The sequence below is a fragment of the Micromonospora sp. 067-2 genome (genome assembly GCF_046549295.1).
Taxonomy (GTDB): Bacteria; Actinomycetota; Actinomycetes; order Mycobacteriales; family Micromonosporaceae; genus Micromonospora.
On record NZ_JAJPWB010000002.1, the window covers coordinates 201,455 to 227,385 of the forward strand.

At 70.7% G+C, this 25,931-nt stretch carries 20 protein-coding genes; 9 read left to right on the plus strand and 11 right to left on the minus strand.

Annotated elements, in window-relative coordinates:
* Positions 1 to 17 precede the first annotated feature (17 nt).
* Positions 18 to 878: an NmrA/HSCARG family protein gene (locus ACLJN9_RS04500; protein WP_410809735.1), complete on the minus strand. Its 861-nt coding sequence runs from the start codon at positions 876 to 878 to the stop codon at positions 18 to 20.
* Entirely contained in the window at positions 875 to 1,753 is an 879-nt protein-coding gene (locus ACLJN9_RS04505) for an NmrA family NAD(P)-binding protein (RefSeq protein WP_410809736.1), read from the minus strand. The genes ACLJN9_RS04500 and ACLJN9_RS04505 overlap by 4 nt, the downstream gene beginning before the upstream one ends.
* 526 nt (positions 1,754 to 2,279) lie before the next feature.
* Here ACLJN9_RS04505 and ACLJN9_RS04510 point away from each other — a divergent pair.
* The 3 genes from ACLJN9_RS04510 to ACLJN9_RS04520 all read left to right on the plus strand — a co-directional run bounded on the left by ACLJN9_RS04510 (position 2,280) and on the right by ACLJN9_RS04520 (position 4,267).
* Positions 2,280 to 3,227, plus strand: a complete 948-nt coding sequence (locus tag ACLJN9_RS04510; RefSeq protein ID WP_410809737.1) for an alpha/beta fold hydrolase — start codon at positions 2,280 to 2,282, stop codon at positions 3,225 to 3,227.
* On the plus strand, positions 3,224 to 3,739 hold the full coding sequence (locus tag ACLJN9_RS04515) for a cupin domain-containing protein (protein ID WP_410809738.1): 516 nt from the start codon (positions 3,224 to 3,226) through the stop codon (positions 3,737 to 3,739). Before ACLJN9_RS04510 ends, ACLJN9_RS04515 begins: the two co-directional genes overlap by 4 nt.
* A gap of 351 nt (positions 3,740 to 4,090) precedes the next feature.
* Entirely contained in the window at positions 4,091 to 4,267 is a 177-nt protein-coding gene (locus ACLJN9_RS04520) for a hypothetical protein (RefSeq protein ID WP_410809739.1), read from the plus strand.
* Here the strand turns inward: ACLJN9_RS04520 and ACLJN9_RS04525 are convergent.
* Entirely contained in the window at positions 4,264 to 4,692 is a 429-nt protein-coding gene (locus ACLJN9_RS04525; protein WP_410809740.1) for a hypothetical protein, read from the minus strand. The genes ACLJN9_RS04520 and ACLJN9_RS04525 overlap by 4 nt on opposite strands.
* 564 nt (positions 4,693 to 5,256) lie before the next feature.
* Between ACLJN9_RS04525 and ACLJN9_RS04530 the strand changes: the two genes are divergently transcribed.
* Positions 5,257 to 5,532, plus strand: a complete 276-nt coding sequence (locus tag ACLJN9_RS04530) for a hypothetical protein (RefSeq protein ID WP_410809741.1) — start codon at positions 5,257 to 5,259, stop codon at positions 5,530 to 5,532.
* A gap of 366 nt (positions 5,533 to 5,898) precedes the next feature.
* Here ACLJN9_RS04530 and ACLJN9_RS04535 read toward each other — a convergent pair whose 3' ends face one another.
* Positions 5,899 to 7,062, minus strand: coding sequence for an acyl-CoA dehydrogenase family protein (locus ACLJN9_RS04535; RefSeq protein WP_410809742.1), 1,164 nt, complete (start codon positions 7,060 to 7,062; stop codon positions 5,899 to 5,901).
* Positions 7,063 to 7,312: 250 nt separating this feature from the next.
* Here ACLJN9_RS04535 and ACLJN9_RS04540 point away from each other — a divergent pair, with 250 nt between their 5' ends.
* Both ACLJN9_RS04540 and ACLJN9_RS04545 read left to right on the plus strand, forming a co-directional pair.
* Positions 7,313 to 8,740, plus strand: a complete 1,428-nt coding sequence (locus tag ACLJN9_RS04540) for a UDP-glucose dehydrogenase family protein (RefSeq protein WP_410809743.1) — start codon at positions 7,313 to 7,315, stop codon at positions 8,738 to 8,740.
* 150 nt (positions 8,741 to 8,890) lie between these two features.
* Positions 8,891 to 13,780, plus strand: coding sequence for an SCO7613 C-terminal domain-containing membrane protein (locus ACLJN9_RS04545; protein WP_410809744.1), 4,890 nt, complete (start codon positions 8,891 to 8,893; stop codon positions 13,778 to 13,780).
* A gap of 101 nt (positions 13,781 to 13,881) precedes the next feature.
* On the opposite strand, the gene purE is transcribed toward ACLJN9_RS04545, so the two are convergent.
* From purE to ACLJN9_RS04560, 3 genes are all read right to left on the minus strand, one after another.
* Positions 13,882 to 14,373 carry a 5-(carboxyamino)imidazole ribonucleotide mutase gene (purE, locus tag ACLJN9_RS04550; RefSeq protein WP_410809746.1) on the minus strand — a complete coding sequence of 164 codons (492 nt, stop codon included), beginning with the start codon at positions 14,371 to 14,373 and terminating at the stop codon, positions 13,882 to 13,884.
* A gap of 32 nt (positions 14,374 to 14,405) precedes the next feature.
* On the minus strand, positions 14,406 to 15,581 hold the full coding sequence (locus tag ACLJN9_RS04555) for a 5-(carboxyamino)imidazole ribonucleotide synthase (RefSeq protein WP_410809747.1): 1,176 nt from the start codon (positions 15,579 to 15,581) through the stop codon (positions 14,406 to 14,408).
* Between the two features lie 85 nt (positions 15,582 to 15,666).
* Positions 15,667 to 17,703, minus strand: coding sequence for a thioredoxin domain-containing protein (locus tag ACLJN9_RS04560; RefSeq protein ID WP_410809748.1), 2,037 nt, complete (start codon positions 17,701 to 17,703; stop codon positions 15,667 to 15,669).
* Between the two features lie 157 nt (positions 17,704 to 17,860).
* Between ACLJN9_RS04560 and ACLJN9_RS04565 the strand changes: the two genes are divergently transcribed.
* Complete coding sequence (locus tag ACLJN9_RS04565) at positions 17,861 to 18,892, plus strand: phosphatidylinositol-specific phospholipase C domain-containing protein (RefSeq protein WP_410809749.1); 1,032 nt, start codon at positions 17,861 to 17,863, stop codon at positions 18,890 to 18,892.
* Between the two features lie 437 nt (positions 18,893 to 19,329).
* Here the strand turns inward: ACLJN9_RS04565 and ACLJN9_RS04570 are convergent, their stop codons facing one another.
* From ACLJN9_RS04570 to mca, 3 genes are all read right to left on the minus strand, one after another.
* Positions 19,330 to 21,864, minus strand: a complete 2,535-nt coding sequence (locus ACLJN9_RS04570; RefSeq protein WP_410809750.1) for a putative bifunctional diguanylate cyclase/phosphodiesterase — start codon at positions 21,862 to 21,864, stop codon at positions 19,330 to 19,332.
* A gap of 179 nt (positions 21,865 to 22,043) precedes the next feature.
* Positions 22,044 to 22,337, minus strand: coding sequence for a hypothetical protein (locus ACLJN9_RS04575; RefSeq protein WP_410809751.1), 294 nt, complete (start codon positions 22,335 to 22,337; stop codon positions 22,044 to 22,046).
* Between the two features lie 48 nt (positions 22,338 to 22,385).
* On the minus strand, positions 22,386 to 23,267 hold the full coding sequence (mca, locus tag ACLJN9_RS04580; RefSeq protein WP_410809752.1) for a mycothiol conjugate amidase Mca: 882 nt from the start codon (positions 23,265 to 23,267) through the stop codon (positions 22,386 to 22,388).
* 198 nt (positions 23,268 to 23,465) lie between these two features.
* Between mca and ACLJN9_RS04585 the strand changes: the two genes are divergently transcribed.
* Both ACLJN9_RS04585 and greA read left to right on the plus strand, forming a co-directional pair.
* Complete coding sequence (locus ACLJN9_RS04585; protein ID WP_410810192.1) at positions 23,466 to 23,906, plus strand: DUF4307 domain-containing protein; 441 nt, start codon at positions 23,466 to 23,468, stop codon at positions 23,904 to 23,906.
* Between the two features lie 167 nt (positions 23,907 to 24,073).
* On the plus strand, positions 24,074 to 24,571 hold the full coding sequence (gene greA / locus ACLJN9_RS04590; RefSeq protein WP_410809753.1) for a transcription elongation factor GreA: 498 nt from the start codon (positions 24,074 to 24,076) through the stop codon (positions 24,569 to 24,571).
* 61 nt (positions 24,572 to 24,632) lie between these two features.
* On the opposite strand, the gene ilvA is transcribed toward greA, so the two are convergent.
* Entirely contained in the window at positions 24,633 to 25,853 is a 1,221-nt protein-coding gene (gene ilvA, locus ACLJN9_RS04595; protein WP_410809754.1) for a threonine ammonia-lyase, read from the minus strand.
* Between the last annotated feature and the right edge of the window lie 78 nt (positions 25,854 to 25,931).

The following is a 25,931-nucleotide window of genomic DNA, read 5'->3' on the forward strand; positions in this document are numbered from 1 at the left end:
GAGTGCGCCACGACGCGTCAGCGGCGGTGCTCGAGCCAGCCGGCCAGGTCCCACACCTGCGGATCGACCTGCCGGGTACGGTCCAGGTCAGCGGCGTAGGCGGGAGTGTCGGCGAACCAGCGGAACATCGCCATGCGGTCTTCGTCGCCGCCGAGCGTCTCGAGCGGCAACGCCTCGTACCGGGCCGTGCGGCCCAGGTGCGCGCCGACGAGCTGCGCCACCTGCGGGCCGGTGAGGACGTCACCGGCGATCTCCAACGCGTCGCTACCGAGCACGTCGGGTTGCCGCAGCGCCGCGGCGGCAATGATGCCGATGTCGCGCACCGCGATCATCTGCAGGTCGACGTCGGCGGGCAGGGGCAGCCGTAGCACGAACTCGTCATCACCCGCGCCGTCGATCATGCGGGCGACGTTGTCCATGAAGAACGTCGGCCGGATGAAGGACGACGGTAGTAGCTCCGCCAGCCGCTGCTCGACACGGCGTTTGCTCTCGAAGTGCGGAACACCGGACTTCCGCTCGGCGCCACCCACCGACGAGTAGACCACCCGGGGAACGGCGGCGCGGGCGGCGGCCTCAGCCATCGTGCGTCCCCGGGCGACTTCGCCCTGGGTGCCACCGGACTGGCTGGCGTACGTCGTCATCAGGAACAGGGCCTCGACACCGGTGAAGGCCTCAGCCAGGCGGTCGCCGTCGTCCTGGTCGGCGACGGCGATCTGCACTCCGCGCCCGGCGAGTTTCCTAGCGGCTTGCGACGTCGCGTCCCGGACCACCGCCCGGACCGGCGCCCCCGCCGCCAGCAGGGCGTCGACCACGGCGCCTCCCTGCTGACCGGTCGCGCCGATCACCGCGTACGGCTGTGCATCTCTCGCTGCGGTCATCGGGCCGCCACCTCCGCCAGATAGTCGGGCACACCTGTCGGTCGGCGACCCAGAATCGCCTCCAACACCAGGTCGTTGCCACCGTGGAAGCCGTGTTCGTCGTAGTGGGCGAGCATCCGCATCAGGCCCTCCCGCATCGGCGCGGGCATGCTGTCCGGCAGCGCCGCCGGAGTGGACTCGGCCCGCACCGGACGGCCGACGATGTCGGTGAGCAGCGCGGCCAGGTCAACCCGGCTGTACATTCCCGGAGCGGACAGCTCGAACGTTCCGTTGTCGAGCCGATCGGTGGTGAACGCGAGCGCGACCACCTCCGCCACGTCTCGGTAGTCCACGTAGGACATCCGCGAGTCCGCGGAGTACGGCCCGGACACCACACCCTTGTCCCGAGCCGCGCCGACCAGGCCGTCGAGCTGGGACATGAACATCGCCGGTTGCAGGATCGTGAACCTCAGGTGCGAGTCGTACAGCGCCTGCTCGGCAGGTTGTTTTGCCCGGTGGTTGGACAGGCTGGTCAGCGACGGGTGGTAGACGCTGGAGAAGACGAACCGTCCGACGCCGGCGTCGACCGCGGCCCGCACCATGGCGACCCCCATCCCCGCCTCGTCCGGCGCGAAGGCCGGAATGACATGGAAGACCCCGTCCACCCCTCGCAGGGCGGCGACCAGCGCATCGTGATCTCCAAGATCAGCCACGACTGTCTCCGCCGCCCCGTTCGCCCGCGCGACGCGTTCCTTCCCCGCGCTGTGCACGAGCCCACGCACGTCGACACCGGCCTCGACCAACGCACGGACCGCCAAGCCGGCCCTCTGGCCGGCAGCTCCCACCGCCAACACCCTCACAACGGACACCCCCAACTCGCGCTGGTCGTGGAACATCGACTCAGGCCAGAGCCGACGATCCGCACCCGAACGCCCGCCGGGATGCGGACGAAACTGTCCACCCCACTCGATGAGCAGCCACCTCTCCGGGCGGAACTCACCCGGCTCGGATGCGGCTCACAGTTCGTCCTCACCGGTGATCCGGAATGGCGCCAGCGTCAGGTGATCGAGACCGCCGATCTGGTCCAAGAAGAAGCCGTGACCAGCGGGTGCCGAGGAACAGGCCGTGGGAACCGCGCAGAGCCACCGGGCGAGGTGGCTGCCTGACCGGCTCTGCTCGGACCCAGCGTTCAATCCTAAGCGGAAGAACTCCTCCTAATGTAACCGACGACGCGGGCTGACCTGTGCCGTTGCGCGACGTCGCCGTCCAGGCCTCCAGTGGAGGTAGTTCCTTGGTTTTGCCGGCAACGGGAACGCCGCGCGCTTACGGTACGAAGCGGTAGAATCATTCCGTTCCAGTCGCGAGAGCAGCTATGACGACACCCAGTTTCACCTCCGACAGCAGCGCATGGTCCACAGGTCGATGACCCCCCTCGAACAGGCCGCCGACTCGGCCCCCGCGATGCGGGGTCTACGGTCCGAATACGCGTCCATCGACGGTCATCGCCTGCACTACTGGATCGGCGGGCCGCCAGAAGGCACGCTGACCGTCCTGTGGCACGGATTCCTCGGCACCGGCTACGCCTGGCGTGAGGTCGCACCCGACCTCGTCGACGCGGGCCTACGCGTCCTGATCGTCGACCTGCTCGGCTTCGGCGACAGTGACAAACCCGAAGGCACCCACGGGTACGACGCCCTCGCAATCGCCGAGCAGGTGCGGTCACTCGCAGCTCAGGTGGCCCCCACCTCCCGCGAGCACCTGCTGGTCGGCCATGACATGGGCGCTCCACCGGCTTTGCTGTGGGCAGCCGAGCACCCCGACGAGGTTGGTGCGTTGGTGTACATCGAGGCGCCGGCCATGCTCGGCGACGCGCTGCGCTGCATCATCAGTTACACCCCGCAGGCAATGGCAGCGGGCTCCACGTGGTGGTGGATCCTGCCCCTGGCACCCGGCGTACCGCAGGCGTTGATCGTCGGACACGAGGAGCAGTTCCTGCGCTGGTTCTATGACGGCCCCGCCGGCGACCCGAACACCTTCGACCAGCGCCTCGTCGCGGAGTACCTGCGGACCTTCTCAGGCGCCGACGGCGTCCTCGGGGCGATGGGGGTCTACCGGGCGGCTTTTACCAGCATCGAACAGACCGAGCCCCTGCAACACGCGAAGATCAGGATGCCGGTCGTCGGCGTCGGCGGTGAGCGTGGGCTCGGCCGTCAGGTCGCCACCATGCTGCAGTCGGTAGCCGCGAACGTCATCGCGACGACTCTGGACGGCGTCGGGCACTTCGTACCCGAAGAGGCACCCCGCGAGGTGGTCCGCATCGTCACCGACCTCGCCCACACCATCCGGCCTGACCAAGGAGAACACCGATGAGCTTTCCGCCTCGCCCGGACGCCGGCCGCGCAGCCGCACCGGCCACCCACGGCTTCGTCCTCGGCCCCGACGACGGGGACCCCTACCACTGGCTCGGCACGCTGAGCCTGACCAAGCTCAGAGGAGGCTCCACCACCGGAAACCTGGACATCGTCGACCACCGGGTGCCGCCGGGATACGCACCTCCCAAACACGTCCACAGCCAGTCCGACGAGGTCTTCTACCTCCTCGACGGCCACCTCGACGTGACCTGCGGCGACGACACCTGGCAGGCCAACCCCGGATCCCTGGTGTTCCTGCCCAGAGGTGTTCCCCACGGATTCACCAACCGCCACGACGATCCCGCCCGCACACTGCTGATCAACTCTCCAGCCGGGTTCGGAGAACTGATCGTCGCGCTCGGGGACCCAGCGCCGAAACTGGACATGCCCGCGAAGGACGCCCCGATGCCCCCGCCGGACCGGGTGGCCAAGGAATCAGACAAGTACGGCATCGGACCGGCAACTGATTGACCCGCCACACCAGGTGCCGGTCGAGAGCGCATCCGTAGATTACTGAGCTTCCTAACCCTTGAGGAGCTGCCTCGCCATGACGATCCGCTGGACCTGGTTCGTACCTTCGTAGATCTGAGTGAACACTGAGCGCATGGACTCTGAGCTGCTAAAACGCGCCCGTTCGTCGACTCCCCCAGGATTTCCCCAGAACCCGGAAGAGGTCGCTCCGGCAGAGATTGGATCACGCTGCGTTAGCCCGCGCAACGGTAATCACCAGCAATGTCCCGCACGCATCAATGACTAGCTGAAGACCGCTCATCAATAGCTCGGCAACGGGTGGGCTGACAACTGTGCCGGAAGCTACGCACAGTGACAATCGGTCGAAGCCGGTTCGCGCCGCTGCTCGACCAGGTCAGCGACCTACGCAGTGCCACCATCACCGCCGACGCCATGCACTGCAAACGCAAGCACGTCACCCACCTGACTCAACGCAGCGAGGAATCAGCTCGCTGTTCCAGCCCCGCGCACTCGTTGCAAAATTTCTAATGGCGAGGAAGAAGCTTCCATGAACCACCCGAATTCACAAATAAAGTTTGTCCGGACGAAAGCTCAACCGACCACATTTCCAGGTTAGCATCAATAGCGAAAGTATTAAATAGCATTAGTCGTAGACCGTTGAAATCAAATGTAATGTCTAGGAAGTCGGATACGGCAATGGAATGAAGTGACCGGCCGTCGAGCTGCGCAATCGAGGCTCGAATGAAGTCCCGGCGATCCTCGCAAGCGACCAAAAACTCTGAATCTGATTCCACTTTCCATGCAGACAGATGAACCCAGATTAAACTGCCCCCCAAGCGAATCGATATAAAACTTCCGCCCAATTCACTAAGACGGGCCTCGCGAACGGGAGCACCAACCAAAGGTGCCAATAGACGTTTAAGATGGGCCGAATCAGACTCAGCGACGCTCATGAATGTCGCTGCCGACCTTCCCTTATACGCCAACTACTACCTGGACCGACGTCGATGAATCTTCCGTCTACCAGACGGACTGTCCATTGCTGCCATGACTGATTGTTTGCTCTGCTAGTAACAGGGAATATACGCAGTCGTAGACTATCGAGAACGAAGGTTGTGTCCATGCTGGGCTGACTAATCATAATTGCCTTCAGGGTGCTGCCATCTAGAATATTCACCCTGCAGGAGAGGCTGCTCGGTTCGTCGCCTGACCCTACTAAGACCTCTGATTCGGTCTCAATCCTCCAAGCGGTAGAAAAAATCCGAACCGTTGAACGATTCGACGACTTCGCCGCCGCCTCCAAATCGAAGATCAGGCTATCTTTGTCACGCACACGAACTTGACGCACGATTGTACCGTGCAGCCCAACGAGAAACGAGTCTAACTGCTGGACGTTAGACACTAGAGGTTACACGCCTTTCCACCGCGTCCTGGATAGCCTCCCTCAGGCCCTTCACACTAACATTTGCATTATCACCCATTGCCATTCGGCCGATTTCCTTGTGCACCTTATCGCGTTGCTTTCCATTCTCTGCGCCGAGTCCAGCACGCCTCATCCCATAGTCAACTTTCTTATTGCTTCGCTGATTGTCACCGCGCATCATCTTCTCGTTGTGGGCATTGTCCTGAAAATCGTCATACTCGTCGTACGGATGGCCCGCGACTACGAAACCCACCCCACCACATCTGCGGCCATGATCCGCTGGGCCTCCATCGGCGGCATGCTCCACCGCCTCACCCGAGGCAAGCCAGCCAGCCGCCAACAACGCCGCACCTTCAACACACCCGACTAACCCAGATATGAACGCGCTCGGAGGTACACATCCTCAGATGGCTGGCACTTCGGCGAGCTTCGCCGACCCCAGCCAGGGACATCACCGTCCGTAGCGCCTACGCCTCCGCGCGTCCAGTTAAGAGGATTGATGTCGCACCCACGGCGAGCAGCGACACAAACCAATCTTTTGGGTACTCGGCCTGTCTACTTAGTAATCAGCGCATTTCGACTCACCTAGGGAGTTCCCCAGGATTTCCCCAGAACGCCAACCGAAAACAGCTCCAGGTAGCCGAAAATAACCCGCAGAGTCGTCTTTCGGCTACTGCGTGCAACTGGGTCGATGGAACGAGTTACACCCGCTCTGAGCTGCGGAAACAGTGCCAGATCAGCCCTTCAGGAGCTGCCGCGCCATGACAATCCGCTGTACTTGGTTCGTTCCTTCGTAGATCTGGGTGATCTTGGCGTCCCGCATCATCCGCTCGACCGGGTAGTCCCGGGTGTAGCCATAGCCGCCGAGCAGCTGCACCGCGTCGGTGGTGATCTCCATGGCCGCGTCGGAGGCGAAGCACTTGGCCGCCGCGCCGAAGTAGGTCAGGTCCGCGTCGCCACGCTCGGACTTGCCGGCCGCGGCGTACGTGAGCTGCCGCGCCGCCTCCAGCTTCATACCCATGTCGGCGAGCATGAACTGGATCCCCTGGAACTCGGCGACCGCCTTGCCGAACTGCCGGCGCTCGGCCACGTACCCCTTGGCGTAGTCGAGCGCGCCCTGCGCGATCCCGACGGCCTGGGCGGCGATGGTGACCCGGGTGTGGTCCAGGGTCCTCATCGCGGTGGCGAAACCGGTCCCCTCCGCGCCGATGATGCGGTCCGCCGGGATCCGCACGTTGTCCAGGTAGACCTCGCGGGTGGGCGAGCCCTTGATGCCGAGCTTCTTCTCCGGGGCACCGAAGCTCACGCCGGCATCGGACTTCTCCACCACGAAGGCGGAGATGCCCCGGGAGCGGGCGGTCGGGTCGGTGACGGCGAAAACGGTGTAGAAGTCGGAGACACCGGCGTTGGTGATCCAACGCTTCACGCCGTTGAGCACCCAGTGATCCCCGTCACGCACCGCGCGGGTGGTCATCGCCCCCGCGTCACTGCCCGCCTCCGGCTCCGAGAGGCAGTAGGAGAACATCGCGTCACCGGCCGCGACCGGGGTCAGGTAACGGCGCTTGAGCTCCTCGGAACCGGACAACAGCAACGGCATCGTCCCGAGCTTGTTCACGGCCGGAATCAGTGAGGAGGACGCACAGGCCCGCGCCACCTCCTCGATGACGATGGCGGTGGCCAGCGCGTCCGCTCCCGCGCCGCCGTACTCCTCGGGGATGTGCGGTGCGTGGAAGTCGGACGCCCGTAACGCGTCGTAGGACGCCTTCGGAAACTCGGCGGTCTCGTCGGCCTCGGCGGCGTGGGGGGCCACCTTCGCCGTGCAGACCTCGCGGACCGCCTCCCGGATCGCCTCGTGCTCCTCGGGCAACCGGTAGACGTCGAACGACTCCCCTGCGGCCATGTCGGCCCCTCCCCTTCACCGCTATCATGCGCAGTCTGCGGCGTCTCCTGGCCGCCGACGGCGAAGACTGAAGACTAGCTACTGCAGTTCAGGTGATGTTACCGGCGCGTAGGCATGGACCTGACAGAGCACCCACGCCGGTGGGCGATGATGGAAGAAGACAGTTGAGCCACCCCTACGGTGCCCGGCCAGGCGCCGCAGCAGAATGCGACGCGACGACGCGCCGCCAGCGCGAGCGGAGAAGACAGGCGTGACGATCCCCTATCCCACCATCCAGCCGAGCCCCGCCATCGCCGCGGTGACGCCGCCCTCGGGTGCCCCTCGGCCCCGGGTGACCTTCCTGGGGACCGGCTACCTCGGAGCGACGTACGCCATCTGCTACGCCGAGCTGGGCTACGAGGTGCTCGGGTTCGACGTCGACGCCGACAAGATCGCGATGCTCAACGCCGGTGAGGTGCCGATCCACGAGCCTGGCCTGGACGAGCTGCTCAAGCGCAACCTGGCCGCCGGGCGACTGCGGTTCAGCACCGACATCGCCGAAACCGCCGAATTCGGTGACGTGCACTTCATCTGCGTCGGCACCCCTCAGCGGGCCGGCGGGATGGGCGCCGACCTGTCGTACGTCGAGGCCTCGGTAACTGGTCTGGCGCAGCACCTCACCCGTAAGGCGTTGATCGTCGGCAAGTCCACCGTGCCGGTCGGCACCGCCGAGTGGGTGGAGCAGCTGGTCGGCAAGCACACCCCGGACGACCTGGGCGTCGAGGTGGCGTGGAGCCCCGAGTTCCTCCAGGAGGGCTTCGCCGTCGACGACGTGCTGCGCCCCAACCGGATCGTGGTCGGCGTGAAGAGCGAGTGGGCCAACGGCATGCTCTACGCCGCGCACAAGGGCGTCTTCGACCTGGCTGCCACCGAGGACCGCGAGGTGCCCCTGGTGGTCACCGACTTCGCGACCGCCGAGCTGGTCAAGGTCGCCGCGAACGCCTTCCTCGCCACCAAGATCTCCTTCATCAACGCGATGGCCGAGGTCTGCGAGGCCTCCGGCGGCGACGTCACCCAGCTGGCCCGTGCCATCGGGTACGACCCACGGATCGGCAACCGGTTCCTCCAGGCCGGGCTCGGCTTCGGTGGCGCCTGCCTGCCCAAGGACATCCGCGCGTTCCAGGCCCGGGCGCAGGAGCTGGGTGCCGGCGAGGCGCTGCGCTTCCTGCACGAGGTCGACCTGATCAACCTGCGTCGCCGGACCCGGGTGCTGCACCTCGCCGCCGACCTGCTCGGCCGCCGTTCCGGGCCGGCCGGCCCGGACTTCTCCGGCACCCGGATCGCCGTGCTGGGCGCCACCTTCAAGCCCAACACCGACGACGTCCGGGACGCCCCGGCGCTCGCCGTCGCCGCGCTGCTGCAGAAGGCCGGCGCCGACGTGCACGTGTACGACCCGCAGGGCACCGAGAACGCCCGTCGCGCCGTACCCGAGCTGACCTACGAGACCGGCATCAACGAGGCGGTCGCCGGCGCCGACCTGGTCTGCGTCCTCACCGAGTGGGCCGATTTCCGCAACGCCGACCCGGTCGCCCTCGGCGAGCTGGTCGCCGGCCGCAGGGTCGTCGACGGCCGTAACTGCCTCGACTCGGCACTGTGGACCCAGGCCGGCTGGGAGTACCGGGGCATGGGCCGCCCCTGAGTAGGTTCGACCCCACCGGCCGGTCACGGAGCACCTCCGAGGACCGGCCGGTGTCGTTGTTTGCCCCGGACCCGCCGACAAGTGTCGAAATTCGCGCCAGCTTTGGGCATGCTGCGACAGTGGATGTCCACACGCGGGTGGAGGGGTGTCGTGGCGACCTTTCAGTGCTCCTCGTGCGGCCGGGAGATCAAGCCGGCCGTGCGCTGCCCGCACTGCGGGGCAGATCAGCCGCAGTGGGCCGAGCACCTGGCGGACATCGAGCGCTCGATCGCGGAGATGAAGGCGCGCGACGCCGCCATCGCCCGCGAGCAGCGGCAGATCGCCGCCAAGATGCAGGCCGCTCTCTTCCAACGGGACATCCTCGCGCACGCCGGTGAGGAACGGCTCAAGCAGGCCACCCGACCACGCCGGGTGCTGCGCCGCCGTCCCGGCCGCAGGCCACCCACCGCCACCACCGGCGCACCGCCCCGGGTGCCCCGTCAGAACACCCCGCCCGCCCCGGAGGACCCCCCGCCGCCCCCGCCGTCCTGGCTGGACGCCGACGACCCGCAGCACCCACCGGAGGCCTCCTCCCGGGAGGTGCAGAACATCCCTCTCGGGCTGGGAGCGCTGCTGCTCGGCGTGGCCGCGGTGGTCTTCGCCGCGGTGGCGACCAGCTCGATGGACGCGCTGGCCCGGCTCGGCATCCTGGTCCTCGCCACCGTGCTGATGCTGCTCGCCCCACCGGCTCTGGCCCGACGCGGGCTCACCTCGACAGCCGAGACGATCTCCGCGGTCGGCCTGCTGCTGGTGCCGCTCGCCGGAAACGCCCTGTGGGCCGTGGACCGGATCGGCAACGGCGGCGCCTCGGGCGCGGTCTTCGCCGGGGTGATCTTCGCCGTCACCGCCGCCGTCGCGTTCGGGTACGCCAGCTGGACAGGCCTGCGCACACCCCGGTTCGCCGCCGTGCTAGCCGCCCAGCCGGTCCTGCCGCTGCTGGCATATGAGCGGATCACCGGACCTGGGGGGTGGGCCCTGGTCCTGACCCTGGTCGCTCTCTTCGATCTCTGGCTGACCCGCACCAGGGTGGCCCTGGAACGGCCCGCCCGACAGGGCCCGTCAGACCCGGGTACGCCCTCGGCGCCCCGGCAACGCAGCGCCGAGAGCCGGCCCGAGGCTGACCCGGAGGAGGCCGCCGAGGTGGTCGACGCCGGCACCGGGGCTGCCGACGCCAGACCGGCCCGTCCGGTGCCCGGGCTGCGCGAGCTGGTCTGGCTGCTGCACGCGGTGGCGGTCGCCGTCGCCCTGGCGTACGCGGTCACCGCCCTGCTCCGGGCGGAGACCGTGCCGTCAGCCACCAGCGCCGGAGGCGTGCTGCTGCTGGCCGCCTCGGTCGGGCTGGGGGGCGCGCTGGTGCTGCGCCGCCCGCCGCTACCCGACGTCGCGGCCGGCATCCTCACCCTGGCGATAATCGGCGCGCTCGGCCGGATCGCGTCGGTGGCCCTGCCCGGCCGGTCGTTGCTGCTGATCGCGGCGGTCATCACGGTGACCGGGCTCGCGGTGCGCGCGGTCCCCGAGGCCGCCCGGCGTGGTCCACAGCTCGCCTCGGCGGTGGCGCTGACCGTCAGCGGGCTGGTGGTCGCCGGGGGCGCGCTACGCGCCGGGGTGGCCCCGGTCCGGGCGGCCCTGCCCGCCTGGGGTGCCGATCTCGACGGCTACCAGGCCGAACTGGCCGCGGCGGTCGGCCCCACCACCTGGCAGCTCGCCGGCGCCGCGTTCCTGCTCACCATCGCCGCGGTGCTGGCCCTGCCGCCGGAGATCCGCCGCGAGTTCGCCGTCGCCGGGGCGGCGCTGACCGCGCTGGCGGTCCCGGCCTCGTTCGGTCTCGGCTGGGCGTCGGCGCCCTGGCCGATGGTGCTCACCGCGGTCGGCATCGGCGTGATCGGCCTCTCCGCGCGGACCAGCCGGGCCGCCCTGGCGCACGGCGTCGGGGCGGCCGTGGTGGGCCTGTTCGGTGCGGGCGCGAGTCTGGTCGGGCCGACGCTCACCGCCGCCGTCCTGCTCAGCCTCTTCGCGGCCGGCGCGCTGGTCGCTTTGGCGCCCCGGGTCCGGATCGCCTCGGCCCCCGCCGACACGGTCGCCGGATGGGCCGCCGGGGGTGCCGCCTTCGCGCTGCCCGGGGCGGTTGCCGCGTTCGTGGCCGCCGCCATGCCCACCGACCCGACGCCGACCCCGGCCAGCCTGCGCGAGGCGAGCGTCCCGGTGCTGGCGGCGAGTTTCCTCGCGGTCTGCGTCACCCTCGGCTACGCCGCCGTGGTGCAGGTGTCCCAGCGACGCATCCCGGCGCCACTGTCCGTCGGCACCGGCCTGGGCGCGCTGGTGGTCACCGCCGCCGCCTTCGGCGCACCCGGGGCGACCGTCGCGGACGCCTGGGTGGGCGCACTGCTGCTGGTCGCCGCGGTGCTGCTCTTCCTTGCCCCCTCGATCGACGCCGGACGCCGCTCGGACCTCACCCTGGACGGCTCCGACCTGGCCGCCGCGGCGGTGACCACCGCCCTGATCGCCACGCTGGTCCGGATCGCCGCCGTACTCACCCCGGGTGGGCAGTTGGCGGTGGCGGCCGGCCTGGTGCTGCTCGTCGCCGTGGGAGCGCGCGCCATGAACGAGGAGTGGCGGCGCGGGCCGATCCTCGGCATCACCGTCGGCGGCGTCCTGATCGGCATCCTCGCCAGCTGGACGGCCCTGCGCGGTGGGCTGGGCGTACTGGCCACCCCTGGCCCGATCTGGAACGGTGACCTGACCGGCTGGCCGGCGGCCCCCACCGGAGGCGCGACCTGGCAGGCCCCGATCGCACTGGCGTTGCTGGCCGTCGCCGCCGGCATCCTGCTGCCACCGCCCTGGCGGTGGGATGTGTCCGGCACCGCTGCGGTGCTCGCGACGATCGGCGCACCGGCCGCGTTCGACCTACCCTGGTGGTCGCCCGTCCTGGTCGGCGGCATGGTCGCCACCGTCTTCGGGATGGCCGCGGTGGCCACGGAGGAGGCCCGGGCCGGGCTGTCCCGGGCCACCGTGGCCGGGGTGGTGGCGCTGCACGCGGCCGGCGCCGGCCTGGTCCGGCCGTGGACCACCGCTCTGGCGCTGGGCAGCATCGCGCTGATCGGCGTGGTGGTGGCCACGCTGGCCCGCGTACTGGCGGGGCCCCAGGTGAGCGACATCGAGACCGACGGGATGCCACCGCATCTGGCGCAGATCGGCGGGGCGGCGACCTGCGCCGCGCTGCTGGCCTTTCCGGGCGCGGTGGCGGCGCTGGCCGCCGGGTTCGACCACTCGGCACAGGTGGTGCTGACCGCCGCGCTCGCCGCGTCCAGTCTCGGTCTGGCCGCCGTGGCCGCGGTCCGCCGGCAGGTGCCGCAGTACCTGCCCTGGGTCAGCGTGGCCGTGGTCGGCGGGGTCACCATCAGCGCGCTCGCCGCCATCCCCACCGGCCTCGCCGCCGGGGTCTACGCGGCCGCCGCCGCGCTGCTCGGCGTGCTCGCCGAGCTCATCCGAGCCGCCACCGTGCCGCCGACCGGTTCGGCCCAACCGGTGCGGCGCTGGGCGGTGCTGCTCAGCGGTGCCATGCGGCGCCTGCCCGACGACCCGGACCGGCGGCGGTGGCGGGTCAGCCCGTCGGCCGGCGCGCTGGCCGCAGCCGCCGTGCCGACTGCCCTGGCTCTCGCCTCGATCGCCCCCGCCCTGGTCGCCGCCCTGGTCGAGCCACACCGCACGATGAACCGCATCTGGCAGGGGCCGCCACCGGAGCTGCTCACCCCACCCCCGGACGTGGTCGACCCGACGCACGTACTGACCGCGCTGCTGCTCACCGTGACCGCCGCGCTGGCCGCGACCGGGTTCAGCGGCGGACGGCGGTCCCGGGCCGTTCCGGTGGTGCTGCCCGGCGCCGCCGTCACGCTGCTGATCGCGCCCATCGCGCTGGGCAGGGGTTGGCCCACGAGCACCCTCGCCGCGCTCTCCGTCTTCACGATCTCGATGCTCGGCCTGGCACTGACCCCGCCACCGCCGCTGGTCGAGCCGGCCCGCTCGCTGCGGCTGGCCCGGGTGCTGGTGTTCGTCATCGGCTTGGCCGCCGGCAGCGCGGGTCTGGCCGGTAGCCTGGCCACCCGGGACCTCACCCTGGTCACCCTCGGCGGTGCGGTCGGCGTCGGCACGGTGGCGGCGCTGTACGGCACCACCCAACGCGCCCGTATCCTCGGCTGGCTGTTCGCCTCGCTGATGGCACAGCTCTTCGTGCTCACCGCGGGCCTGGTGGCCGGCCTGGCGCCCGTCTGGTCCGCGTTCGGGGTGCTCGCGGTCGGGGCCGCCCTGCAGGTGTTCGCTGCGACCCTGCCCCGGCTGCGCCGCCCGGAGGCCCAACGCGAGGCCGCCACCGTGCAGTGGAGCGGGCATGCTGCCGCGCTGATCGCACTGGCCCTCGCCTTCGACTCGCCCCGGCACATCGCCGCCCTGCTGGCTGCCTGGGGGGCGGTCCTCGGCGTGGCGGCGACCCGACCCGGTCGCCGGCCGGTGGAACGTCGGATCCTGTTCTGGGCCGTGGTCATCTGCGAGATCACCGCGTGGTGGATCCTCATGCGGGTCGCCGACGTGGCGCTGCCCGAGGCGTACACGCTGCCGTTTGCCGCACTGGCTCTTCTGGTCGGGGTGCTCGAGCTGCGCCATCGTCCGGACATGAGCAGCTGGGTGGCGTACGGGCCGGCGCTCGTCGCCGCGTTCGTGCCCACTCTGGCGATCGTGCTGGCCACCGAATCCAGCACGCTGCGGCAGATGTTGCTGCTGCTCGGCGCCGTGGCGGTGCTGATCTTCGGCTCGTCCAGCCGGCAGCAGGCGCCGGTGATCGTCGGCGCGTCGGTCACCGCCATCGCCGCGATCCACGCGCTGTTCAGTCTCGGCCCGTGGCTGGCGCTCATCCCGGTGGGCATCCTGTTGCTGATCCTCGGCGCCAGCAACGAGCGCCGCCGCCGCGCCCAGGAACGCCTGCAGACGGCGCTACGCGGCATGAGATGAATCGGAGGGTCCAACAGGGTCCGTGAGGGGGCACGGAGAGCGTGCCGGGTTCGTGCGGCCGGCGGGTTGGGAGCGTGCCGGGTGCGGAGTTCGGCGCTCGGTCAGCTGAGGGTGGCCTGCAGGGCGGTGTCCTTCGCGGTCACCATGTCTTCCAGGCCGACCTGGTACGCCGACATCCGGTCCAGCAGGGCGCGATCCGCGGCACCGAGAATCCGCACGGCCAGCAGGCCGGCGTTGCGGGCGTTGCCGATCGACACGGTCGCCACCGGGATGCCGGCCGGCATCTGCACGATGGACAGCAGCGAATCCATGCCGTCGAGGTGCTTCAGCGGCACCGGCACGCCGATCACCGGCAGCGGGGTCACCGAGGCGACCATGCCCGGCAGGGCGGCGGCTCCGCCGGCACCGGCAATGATCACCTTGAGGCCCCGGTCGACGGCGTCGCGGCCGTAATCGATCATCGCCACCGGGGTCCGGTGGGCCGAGATCACCCGGACCTCGTACGACACCCCGAACTCGTCCAGCACCTCGGCCGCGGCTCGCATCGTCGGCCAGTCCGAGTCGCTGCCCATGATCAGCCCGACGGTGGTCACCGCGGTTTCCTCTCCGTTCGCGCGCGCGGGGCTCACTCGTGCCCCTCGCGCAGCCAGCGCGCGGCCCGCACGGCCCGCGCCCGTACGTCGTCCAGGTCATCCCCGAGCACCGTGACGTGACCGATCTTGCGGCCGGGTCGCACCTGCTTGCCGTAGAGGTGCACCTTGGCGCCCGGCTCGGCGGCGAAGAGGTGGTGCAGCCGTTCGTCGATCGAGATGCCGCCCGGCTCGCCACCGAGCACGTTCGCCATCACCACGACCGGCGCGGCAAGCCCGGTGTCGCCCATCGGGTAGTCCAGCACCGCGCGCAGGTGCTGCTCGAACTGCGAGGTCCGGGAACCCTCGATGGTCCAGTGCCCGGAGTTGTGCGGGCGCATCGCCAGCTCGTTGACCACGATCGCCGGTCGGCCGGCCGCGTCGCGCACCTCGAAGAGCTCCACGGCGAGCAGACCGACGACACCGAGCGCCGTGGCCAGGTCGATGGCGAGCTGCTGGGCGGTGACCGCCAGCTCCTCGTCCAGGCCGGGTGCCGGGGCGAGCACCTCCACGTTGATGCCGTCCCGCTGCACCGTCTCGACCACCGGGTAGGCGGCCACCTGCCCGAACGGCGAGCGGGCCACCTGCACGGCCAACTCCCGGCGCAGCGGCACCCGCTCCTCGACGATCAACCGCGTGCCACCGGCGAGCAGGGTTCGGACCAGCTCGGTGGCCTGGGTGACGTCGTCGACCAGCCAGACCCCTCGGCCGTCGTAGCCACCCCGGGCCGCCTTGAGCACCACCGGCCAGCCGACCTGCTCACCGAAGCCGACCAGATCGGCGGGCTCGGCGACCGGACGCCACCGCGGGTTGGGCGCGCCCAGCTCGGCCAGGCGTTCCCGCATGACCTGCTTGTCCTGGGCGTGCAGCAGTGCGTCCGCCGGCGGGTACAGGGCGACGCCTTCGGCCGCCAACGTACGGATGTGCTCGGTGGGCACGTGCTCGTGGTCGAAGGTGACCACGTCGCAGCCCTTGGCGAACGAGCGCAGGGCGGCAAGGTCGGTGTGGTCGCCGTACTCGACGTCGGCGGCGACCAGCGCCGCGCCGTCGTCGGGTGCGACCGCGAGCACACGCAGTGACTGGCCGAGGGCGATAGCGGCCTGGTGGGTCATCCGGGCCAACTGGCCACCGCCCACCATTCCGACAACGGGCAGACCGGTACGGGAATCCATAGCGCGGCCAGCCTATCCGGGCGACCCACGACGCCGGCCGGAGGGCCGGCGCTCACACCACCGGCCCGCCGACCGCAGGACGGATTCAACCGAGCTGCGCGACCAGCTCCTCGACCGAGGTCACCGGGCGTTGACAGACGAAACCCCGGCAGACGTACGCGGCGGAGCGCCCGTCGACGAGCGGCCGGTCGGCGAGCAGCGGCACACCGGGCTGGTCCGGGCGCCCGGCCACCACCACCGCCCCGGGCGGCGCGTGCCGGTGTGCCGCGGCCACCAGCGGGTCGCCGGTCGGGTCGTCGGTCGCAACGGCGATCTCGTACGGGCCGGAGAGCAGCGCCTCGCCCACCGCGGCCGCGTATCCGGTGAATCGGGCGTGCTGCCCCACGATCGGCGCGACCGTGCCGAGCGCCACCTCGGCGGCCTCCCGGTAGCGCGTCTCACCGGTCAGCGCCGCGTAGGCCACCAGCCCGGCGACCAGCGCCGACCGGCCGGACGGGGTGGCGTTGTCGGTCGGGTCGGCCGGCCGGGTCACCAACTTCTCCGCGTCGTCGGCGGTGTCGTAGAAGGCGCCGCCCGGCGCGGCGAAGTGCTCCAGCGCCGTGTCCAGCAGCCCGCCGGCCAGGGTGAGCCAGCGGCCCTCGCCGGTGAGCTGGTGCAGCGCGCAGAACGCCTCGGCCACGCAGCCGTAGTCCTCCAGCACGCCCGCCGGCTCACCGACCACACCGCCCCGGGAGACCCGGCGCAGCCGGCCGTCCACCAGGTGCACGCCGGCGAGGTGTTCGGCGGCGTCGCGCATCGCACCGTCGGCGACGATGGTGACGCCGTCCATCAGGTTGGCGTCCACGTCCTGCCGCGACGCGTACAGCGCGGCGACCTGCTGGAACTCGGCGATGGCGGTGATCGCCAGACCGTTCCAGGCGGCCATCACCTTGTCGTCCCGGGCCGGCTGTGGGCGGGCGTCCCGAGCCGTGAGCAGTTGCCCCACGACCCGCTGCCAGCGGCCCCGGATCTCGGGCGCGACATCGTCGACGTCCCGGGCGAGCCGCAGCACGCTCGTCCCGTGTTCGAAGGTGCCCTCCTCGGTCACCGCGAACAGGTCGGCGGCGAACCGCCCGTCCTCCTCGCCCAGCACCTCGATGAGTTGGGCGGGCGTCCAGGCGTAGGTGAGCCCTTCGACGCCCTCGGTGTCGGCATCCAGGGCCGACGCGAACCCGTCTCCCGGCCGGTGCAGCTCGTCGGCGAGGAACCGGGCGGTGTCCCGGGCCACCCGGCGCGCAAGCGGGTCGCCGGTCAGCCGCCACACGTGCGTGTAGACGCGGAGCAGCAGTGCGTTGTCGTAGAGCATCTTCTCGAAGTGCGGCACCGTCCAGTGCGCGTCCACCGAATACCGCGCGAAGCCACCGGCGAGCTGGTCGTAGATGCCGCCGCGGGCCATCGCCTCGGCGGTGTGCCGGACGATCTCCAGGCTGCGCGGGTCACCGGTGCGCTGGTGGTGGCGCAGCAGGAAGAGCAGGTTCATGTGCGGCGGGAACTTCGGCGCGCCGCCGAAACCGCCGTTCGTCGCGTCGTACCCGCCGGCGAGGTTGGCGGCCGCGGCGTCGAGCAGCGGGGCGTCCAGCGGCGCGGTGGGGCCGCCCACGGCCTGGGCACCGCCGATCGCCTCGACCACCGCGCCGCCCTGCCGCAGGACCTCCTCGCGCTGGTCCCGCCAGGCGGTGGTGACCGACTGGAGCAACCGGACGAAGTTGGCTCGCGGGAAGTAGGTGCCGCAGAAGAACGGGGTGCCGTCCGGGGTGGCGAAGACGGTCATCGGCCAGCCGCCCTGACCGGTCATCGCCTGGGTGGCGGTCATGTAGACCGCGTCGACGTCCGGGCGCTCCTCACGGTCCACCTTGATCGACACGAAGCCGTCGTTCAGCAGGGCACCGACCTGCTCGTTCTCGAACGACTCGTGCGCCATCACGTGGCACCAGTGGCAGGCGGCGTACCCCACCGAGATGAGCACCGGGACGTCCCGCCGCTTCGCCTCGGCGAACGCCTCGTCGCACCAGGGCCACCAGTCGACCGGATTGTCGGCGTGCTGGAGCAGGTAGGGACTGGTGGCACTGGCGAGTCGGTTCACCCGACGACCATAGCCAGCCCCGGCACGGATCGCGCGGGCTCCGCCCGGACGGTCAACTACCCGGTACCGCCGGGCCGCCCACAGTTCACGTCTGTCCATTTAGATATGTGCATGTCCGGGGTGGCCGACGCCGCCCCCGCCGACCAGGAGGCACCACATGCGCAGAACCCGGGCCCTGCTCGCCCTCACCGCCACCGCGCTGGCCACGGTCCTGTTCAGCCCCACGACGGCCGAGGCGGCCGTGGACCCGGGTCTGAAGATCTCCGCGAGCACCGGCGTCGGCACACACAACGCGTACGAGAGGGGCACCTACACCTACCTGGCACAGGCCCTGGACGCCCGGCCCGGGCTGATCGAGTTGGACGTCTGGCCGGACGTGTTCACCCGGCAGTGGCGGGTGAGCCACAGCAACCCGGTGGGCAACGACAACAACTGCGTGGCCGCCACCAGCGCCGCCCAGCTCTACACCGGTACGCGCAACAGAAATCTGGAGCACTGCCTGGACGACATCCGGCTCTGGTCGGCGGCGCACCCCGACGCCGGCCCGCTGATCCTGAAGCTGGAACTGAAGACCGGGTTCAGCGGTCGTACCGGCCAGGGGCCGGTGGAGCTGGACGCCCTGCTCGCCGCCCGACTCGGTGATCGTGTGTTCAGGCCGGCCCAACTGCGTGGCAGCCACGCCAGCCTGGACGCGGCCGCCCGCGCCGACGCGTGGCCGAGCCGGGCGCAACTCGCCGGCAAGGTGATCGTCGAGCTGATCCCCGGCACGGTGGAGGAGGGCAACCCGACCGACGTGCTCTGGACCGACGTGGAGTACGCCCGCCACCTCGCTGGGCTGACGACGGCCGGCACCCTGGATCAGGCACGGGCGTTCCCCGCCGTGCACCGGGCGCAGGCCGGCGACCCGCGCTCGCGCTATGCCGACCCCGCGCTGCGGCCGTGGTTCGTGCTCTTCGACGGCGATGCCACCGCCTACGTGACGGGAGGCATCGACACCGCCTGGTACGCCACGAACCACTACCTGCTCGTGATGACCGACGCGCAGAACGTGCCGCCCGCGGTGCCGTCCAGCGACCCGGACGCGGCATCCGCCCGCGTCGCCGACCTGGCCGCCCACCACGCCACCATCGCCTCCGCCGACTGGGCGACCCTGCCGGCGGTCGTCTCCACCGTCCTCCCGCGCGGCTGAGGAATACCACTCCGGCCGGTCCCGACGGAGCATCCGGCCCGGGCCACGAGGCCCGGGCCGGATGTCGGCTCAGCCCTTCTTCAGCCGGACTTCCGCGGAGTCGGCGTACCTGACCGAGGCGTCGTACGTCGTGTCGTGGGAGCCGGCGTTGGCGGACACCAGCACGTCGCCTCGCCGGAACGGGGTGGAACTGAACTGAGGGCGAACTCGACGTCCAGGCGATCGGTTCACCGGCCTCGCACGCGACCTCGGCCCGGACGAGTCGCTCGGCGAGCCGCCCGTGCCACGCCTGGGTGATCCGGCCCTCGACGTAGACGGTGGCCGGCGCGGTGCAGGTCACCGTGCCGGGCAGCGGGCTCTCGTAGGTGTGCCCGGTCGCGCCGGTGTAGGTGCCAACGGTCAGCGGCTGACCGACCGGCGCGCGGCTCAGCGGACGGTCAGGAGGCACCGTCGGCGCGGAGCCGGAAGACGTTCGACTCCGCCGAGTCACGCAGCGATCCGAGCACCGCGCCGATCTTGTCGGCCGGCATCGGTTTGAAGAAGTGGTAGCCCTGCGCCGAGGTGCAGCCCAGCTCGGCCAGGGCGATCCGCTGCTCGGCGGTCTCCACCCCCTCGGCCACCACGCGCAGCCCCAGCTCGTGGGCGAGGCCCACGGTGGTCCGTACGATCGCCGCCGCCTCCGGCGAATCGGCCATCCGGATGACGAACGAGCGGTCCACCTTCAGTTCGTCCACCGCGATCCGGGTGAGGAACGTCAGCGACGAGAAGCCGGTGCCGAAGTCGTCCACGGCGAGCTGCACACCCATCGACCGGAGTGTGGCCAGCACCTCGTCGATGACCTCCAGCTCGCTCATCACCACCGTCTCGGTGATCTCCAGAACCAGCCGGCGCGGCGGAACCTGGTGCCGGCGCAGCGCGTCGGCGATCTCCGCCGGCAGCCGGGGGTCGAGCAGGCTGCGCGCCGACAGGTTGACCGAGATCGGGACGTCCAGCCCCTCCCGGGCCCAGCCGGCGGCAACGCCGAGCGCCTTGTCCAGCACGTACCGGGTGAACGTGCCGAGCTGCTCGCTGTTCTCCACCGGGCGGATGAAGTCGGCCGGGTTCAGCCAGCCCCGCCGGGGGTGCTGCCAGCGGATCAGCGCCTCCACCCCGGTGGGCGCGCCGGTGGCCAGGTCGACCGCCGGCTGCAACGCCAGTACCAGTTGGTCGTCGACCTCCAGAGCCTCACGCAGCTCGGCCAGCAGGGCAAGCTGGTCGGTGTTGGCCGCGTCCCGGGCGCCGTCGTACGCGGCGACGCTCCCGCCGCCCTCCTTGGCCTGGTACATCGCGATGTCGGCCCGGCGCAGCAGCTCGGTCAGGTCGGCGGTGCCGGCGTCGGCCACGACCACCCCGACGGAGACCTCGATCGACATGCGCACGCCGGCGACCTCGGTCGGCGCGGCGAGCCGTTCGGCGATCTCGCGGGCCTGCCGCAGCGCGTGCGCCATCGGGGCGGCCCGGTCACCGAGCACCGGCACCGAGGTGAGCAGCAGCGCGAACTCGTCACCACCGAGCCGGCCGAGCAGGTCGCCCGGGCGGGACAACGCGCTGAGCCGGTTCGCCGTCAACCGCAGCAGCTGGTCGCCGGCTGCGTGCCCGAGGGTGTCGTTGACTTCCTTGAACTGGTTGATGTCCAGCAGCAGCAGTGCCACCGGGTGATCGTGCGGGAGCTGCCGCAGCGACTGGTCGCCCTTACCGAGCATGGCGGCCCGGTTGGCCAGCCCGGTGAGCGGGTCGTGCACCGCGTCGTACGACGATCGGGCGGTGACCAACCGCAACTCGTGGTGCGTCGCGGCGTCGTGCAGCGCGGCAGCGAGCGCGTCACCGAACGCCGCCACCGCGTCGCGTTCCCTTGTGGCCGGTGGGGCGGAACGGGGAAACCGGACCCGCAGCCGACCGACCGGTACGGTGCCCACCGACAGTGGACGGATCAGATCGTGCTCGTCGGACGACTCCGACGGGCGCGGCGCGTCGACCTCCCGGTCGACGAGCTGGCCGCCGGCATCACCTCGGTAGCGGTGCCAGTGGCCGTCGGCCCGAGCCACGTCGACGTCCACCAGCTCGGCGTTGAACAGCGTGAGCGCGCCGATCACCGCGGCGCTGGCCACGCCCTTCTCGTCGAGCTGGTTGAGGGCCGCGGTGGCCTCGGCGAACGCTCGCCACGTCCGGCGTTCCTGGTCGGCTCGCAACCGGTAACGGTAGGTCTGCTGGAGCAGCCACAGCAGCGGCGGGAGCAGCAGCAGCCACCTCGGGTCGAGCTCCAGCAGCGCGACCACCACCAGGCCGACCGCCAGGTTGCCGACGAACATCAGCAGCTTGCCGCGCAGGGCGGCGAGCAGCGGTGGACCGATCGGCAACCCGTGTCGCAGGCCCAGCGTCACCCCGCCGAGCCAGGCGGTCACCAGAAGGTAGGTCACCGAACCGGCGATGACGGCCAACGCCAACGTCGGGGTGGGCGGGGCGAGCAGTGGCTGCCCCAACGCGGCGGTCACGGACACGGCCAGTGCCGACGCGGAGGCCAGCGACGCGGCGATCCGGACGATCTCCAGTATCGGGCGGCGGTCGGGGTGCAGGGAGAGCACCGTCCAGGCAAGACCGGCGCCGAGCAGTGTCGCCGACGGCAGCCAGCCGGCGGGCGTCAGATAGAGGCAGACGATCAGCGCCGCCTCGCCCCAGGTGATGCTGACCATGCCGGCGGCCGAGCGGAACCGCAGCCGGGCGAACTGGGCTGTGGCCAGGACGGCGACGGCGATGCCGAAGCGCGCCGGGCCACCGAGCGGATCGTCGGCGGGCAGCCCGTCGGGCAGGGTCAACCCGACCACCGCGGCGATCACGGCGGTCAGTGTCACGGCGGCGGTGAGCACGAGCAGCCGAACCGGCGTGCCGCGCACCCCGAGCCGGTCGAACGAGTCGCCGGCCGGGCCGGAGGTCATCGACCGCCTCCGCCAGCTGACCGACCGACGGTACGGCGGGCGGCCGGTGCTGTGCAGATCATCGGCGCCCCCTTCCGCGCACGGCTCGGGGACTTTTGGTCCCCCCGGCGGAAGGCTAAGCCAAACCGGGTGGTCGCAACAGGGGTCGACCACCCGGTTCGGCGTGAATCACGCCCCGACTACCCGTTCAGGTGCTGCTGGTGCCCGTTGGGCGCGGGCGTGGATGAATCGCCCGCCGCGGTCCCGTCTGTCGGATCAGCGACTGCGGCATCGACCCTGGTCGGTTCGGTCGAGGATGCCGGCTGCGGAAACCGGTCGGGCAGTCGGCGCAGTCGGGCGTTCATGTTGCGGATCAGCAGGATGGTCGCGGTGGCCAGCAGCAGGATGAGGAACAGGCCCATCGGCCCGGCCAGGCCACCCGAGCGGGTGTCCCCGAAGTTGTTCTCCGCGAGCACCTCGACAGCGGTCAGCATGGTGTCCCTCCGATGTGCGGTTGGTTACCAGCGTAGCGCCGCGCAGAATCAGCGCGCGTGCGCCGTCTCCCGTACGCCCGCGAAGAGATCGGACTCGGGCAACGGGCTGTCCACCACCGAGCGGGCGAGCTGGTAGTCCTCGGTCGGCCAGGCGCCCCGCTGGAGCTCCATCGGAACATGGAACCAGAAACCGTCCGGATCGACCTGCGTGGCGTGGGCGCGCAGCGCGTCGTCCCGGACCGGGAAGTAGTCGGCGCACTCCACCCGGGTGGTGACCCGGGGGCCCTTGTCCGGCCGGTCCTCCCAGCGCTCGAGCCACTCCTCGTAGGGCGACGTGAGGCCGGCGGCGATCATGCCCTCGTGCAGGGCCATGATCTTGGCCTTGGAGAAGCCGATGTCGTAGTAGAGCTTCAACGGCTGCCACGGGGCGCCCAGTTCCGGGTAGCGCTCCGGGTCGCCGGCGGCCTCGAAGGCGGCCACGCTCACCTTGTGACACATGATGTGATCGGGGTGCGGGTAGCCGCCCTCCTCGTCGTACGTGGTCACCACGTGCGGGCGGAACTCCCGCATCAGCCGCACCAGCGGGCCGGCCGCCACCTCGACGTCCTGGAGGGCGAAACAGCCCTCGGGCAGCGGCGGCAGTGGGTCACCCTCGGGCAGGCCCGAGTCGACGAAACCGAGCCAGGCCTGCTCGACGCCGAGGATCGCCCGCGCGGCGTCCATCTCGGCGCGCCGGATCTCGGCGATGTTGGCCCACACGTCCGGCCGGTCGAGCTTGGGGTTGAGCACACTGCCGCGCTCCCCGCCGGTGCACGTGACGACCAGGACGTCCACCCCCTGGGCGACGTATTTCGCCGTGGTCGCCGCGCCCTTGCTCGACTCGTCGTCCGGGTGCGCGTGCACGGCCATGAGACGCAGTTGCTCTGCCAACTTCGGCACTCCTCGTCTGTGCCGGACGGTGGACCCGACCGGGCTCGACCGGCTGACCTGCCGGGATCCTCCCCCCACCCGTCGCCGGTCGGCACCGTGGGGATCGACCTGCCATTTCCGCGGGTGAACCGGGCTGGGAGGATGGACTCTGTCATTCTTGCCGATGCCGCCGACAACAACGCCAGGAGATACCCGCCGGTGACCGAGACGCACGCCACAATTTCACCGGGCGCGCCGGTTTTCCCGCCCGGCCGCTACGGTCGCCGCCGCGCGGGCGGAAACCGCCGTCGCCATATCCTGATGGCCGCGCTCGCGCTGCTGGTGCTGGTGGCAGCGCTGACCGCGATCTCGGTCCGGCTCTACCACCAGTACGGCGACCCGGCGTACGACGCCCAGGTGATCACCTACACCGACATCACGGACAACCAGGTGCTTGTCGACTTCCGGGTGACCCTCCCACCGGGAGGGTCGGCGGTCTGCGTGCTGCGCGCCCGGGACCGCGCTGGCGCCGAGGTCGCCCGCGAGCAGGTCACGGTGACCGCCGGTCCCGGCGACCGGCACGTCACCACCCGGCACCGCCTGACCACCACCGCGCGGCCGTTCATCGGTGAGGTGCTGCGCTGCCAGCCATCAGCCTGACCTGCTGAAACACGGTTTCGGCAGGCCGCTTGCGGCACTCCGACGAACGCCTACCGCAGGTGTCGAACACGGACACCGGCGGTGATCGCCGACACGCTGTGTCGTACCGCACTGGTAACTTGGTAGTTCACCTGTCAGCCAGCCACGCACAACTGAGGAGACCGCCTGTGTCCACTGGCGAAAAGGCGCCCGCCACCTGGCTGTCCCAGGACGCGTACGACCGCCTCCAGGCCGAGCTTGACGAGCACATCGGCAACCGCACCGCGATCGCTGCGGAGATCAACGCGCGACGCGAGGAGGGCGACCTGCGGGAGAACGGCGGCTACCACGCCGCCCGTGAGGAGCAGGGCAAGGCCGAGGGACGCATCCGCTACCTGCAGGAGCTGCTGCGCACGGCCAAGGTCGGCGAGGCGCCGACAACGGACGCGGTGGCACCCGGCATGGTGGTGACGATCTACTTCGACGACGACACCGAGGACACCGAGACCTTCCTGCTCGGCTCCCGAGAGATCGCCGCCACGACCGACCTGACCGTCTACAGCCCCGAGTCAGCGCTCGGAAAGGCGATCCTGGGCGGCCGACCCGGGCAGACCTGCACCTACACGGCGCCCAGCGGTGCCGACATCAAGGTGACCGTGGTCAGCTTCGAGCCGTTCGCCGGCTGACCTTCCGCCGGCCTGACGACCCGCGTGGCGTACCGCCGCCGGGGTGTGGCACTCAGCAGTGTCACGCCTCGGCGGCGAAGACCACCTGGTAACCGCTGGCCCGTAGTGCGCTGATCAGCGTGTCGGAGTGCTCCACCCCCCGGGTCTCCACCGACAGCCCGACCTCCACCTCGCCGAGGCTCAGGTGCGGGTTGGCCCGCTGGTGCTCCACGTCCACCACGTTGGCCCGGTGTTCGGCGATCTGGCTGAGCAGCGAGGCGAGCTGACCGGGCCGGTCCGAGCAGCGCACCGTCACCCGCAGGTAACGACCTGCGGCTGCCAGGCCGTGCTCGATCACCCGCAGCAGGAGCAGCGGGTCGATGTTCCCGCCGGACAGCACCGCGACCACCGGGGTCTCCACCTCCACCACGCCGGCCAGCAGCGCGGCCACGCCGACCGCCCCGGCCGGCTCGACCACCTGTTTGCCCCGCTCCAGCAGCATCAGCAGAGCCCGCGAGATGTCCTCCTCGGAGACCGTGACGATCTCGTCGACCAGCTTGCGGACGTGGTTGAAGGTGATCTCCCCCGGCCGGCCCACCGCGATGCCGTCCGCGATGGTGGAGAAGAAGGGCAGCCGGACCGGCTCCCCGGCCACGAGTGAGGGCGGGAAGGCCGCCGCGCCGGCCGCCTGCACACCGATGATGCGGATGTCCGGTCGCAGTGCCTTTGCTGCCACCGCCATGCCCGAGATCAGACCGCCGCCGCCCACCCCGGTGATGATGGTCCGCACGTCCGGGCACTGTTCGAGGATCTCCAGCGCGACGGTGCCCTGGCCGGCGATCACGTCCGGGTGGTCGAACGGGTGGATCAGCACCGCCCCGGTGCGCTCGGCGTACGTGTGCGCGGCGACCAGCGACTCGTCGACCGTGTTGCCGGCAAGCTCGACCTGTGCGCCGTACCCCTTGGTGGCCGCCACCTTCGGCAACGGCGCGTTGATCGGCATGAAGACCGTGGCGTGCGTGCCGACCAGCCCGGCGGCCAGCGCCACGCCCTGCGCGTGGTTGCCCGCGCTCGCCGCGACCACGCCACGCTCCCGCTCGGCGGCTGACAGCCGGGAAATCCGCACGTACGCGCCGCGCACCTTGTACGAGCCGGCCCGCTGCACGTTCTCGCACTTCAGCCAGGTCGGCCCGCCCAGCGCCGCGCTCAGCGGCCGGGAGGGCTCCAACGGGGTGGTCCGGGTGACACCGGCCAGCAGTTCCCGCGCAGCCCGCACGTCGTCGAGACCGACCAGTTCCGTCATGCCCCCGATCGTGCCACCCTCCCCGGACGTCCCCTGCGGCGCGGTGTCGCCGCGGGGCACCGGCCAGCACGGGTTCGG

Excerpts from the sequence above, each read along its gene's own strand:
- ACLJN9_RS04575 (WP_410809751.1), bottom strand. The coding sequence starts at position 22,337 with ATGCTGACCGCTGTCGAGGTGCTCGCGGAGAACAACTTCGGGGACACC.
- ACLJN9_RS04565 (WP_410809749.1), top strand. The coding sequence starts at position 17,861 with ATGCGCAGAACCCGGGCCCTGCTCGCCCTCACCGCCACCGCGCTGGCC.
- ACLJN9_RS04500 (WP_410809735.1), bottom strand. The coding sequence starts at position 878 with ATGACCGCAGCGAGAGATGCACAGCCGTACGCGGTGATCGGCGCGACC.
- ACLJN9_RS04525 (WP_410809740.1), bottom strand. The coding sequence starts at position 4,692 with ATGAGCGTCGCTGAGTCTGATTCGGCCCATCTTAAACGTCTATTGGCA.
- ACLJN9_RS04570 (WP_410809750.1), bottom strand. The coding sequence starts at position 21,864 with ATGACCTCCGGCCCGGCCGGCGACTCGTTCGACCGGCTCGGGGTGCGC.
- ACLJN9_RS04510 (WP_410809737.1), top strand. The coding sequence starts at position 2,280 with ATGACCCCCCTCGAACAGGCCGCCGACTCGGCCCCCGCGATGCGGGGT.
- ACLJN9_RS04515 (WP_410809738.1), top strand. The coding sequence starts at position 3,224 with ATGAGCTTTCCGCCTCGCCCGGACGCCGGCCGCGCAGCCGCACCGGCC.
- ACLJN9_RS04535 (WP_410809742.1), bottom strand. The coding sequence starts at position 7,062 with ATGGCCGCAGGGGAGTCGTTCGACGTCTACCGGTTGCCCGAGGAGCAC.
- ilvA (WP_410809754.1), bottom strand. The coding sequence starts at position 25,853 with ATGACGGAACTGGTCGGTCTCGACGACGTGCGGGCTGCGCGGGAACTG.
- ACLJN9_RS04555 (WP_410809747.1), bottom strand. The coding sequence starts at position 15,581 with ATGGATTCCCGTACCGGTCTGCCCGTTGTCGGAATGGTGGGCGGTGGC.
- ACLJN9_RS04505 (WP_410809736.1), bottom strand. The coding sequence starts at position 1,753 with ATGTTCCACGACCAGCGCGAGTTGGGGGTGTCCGTTGTGAGGGTGTTG.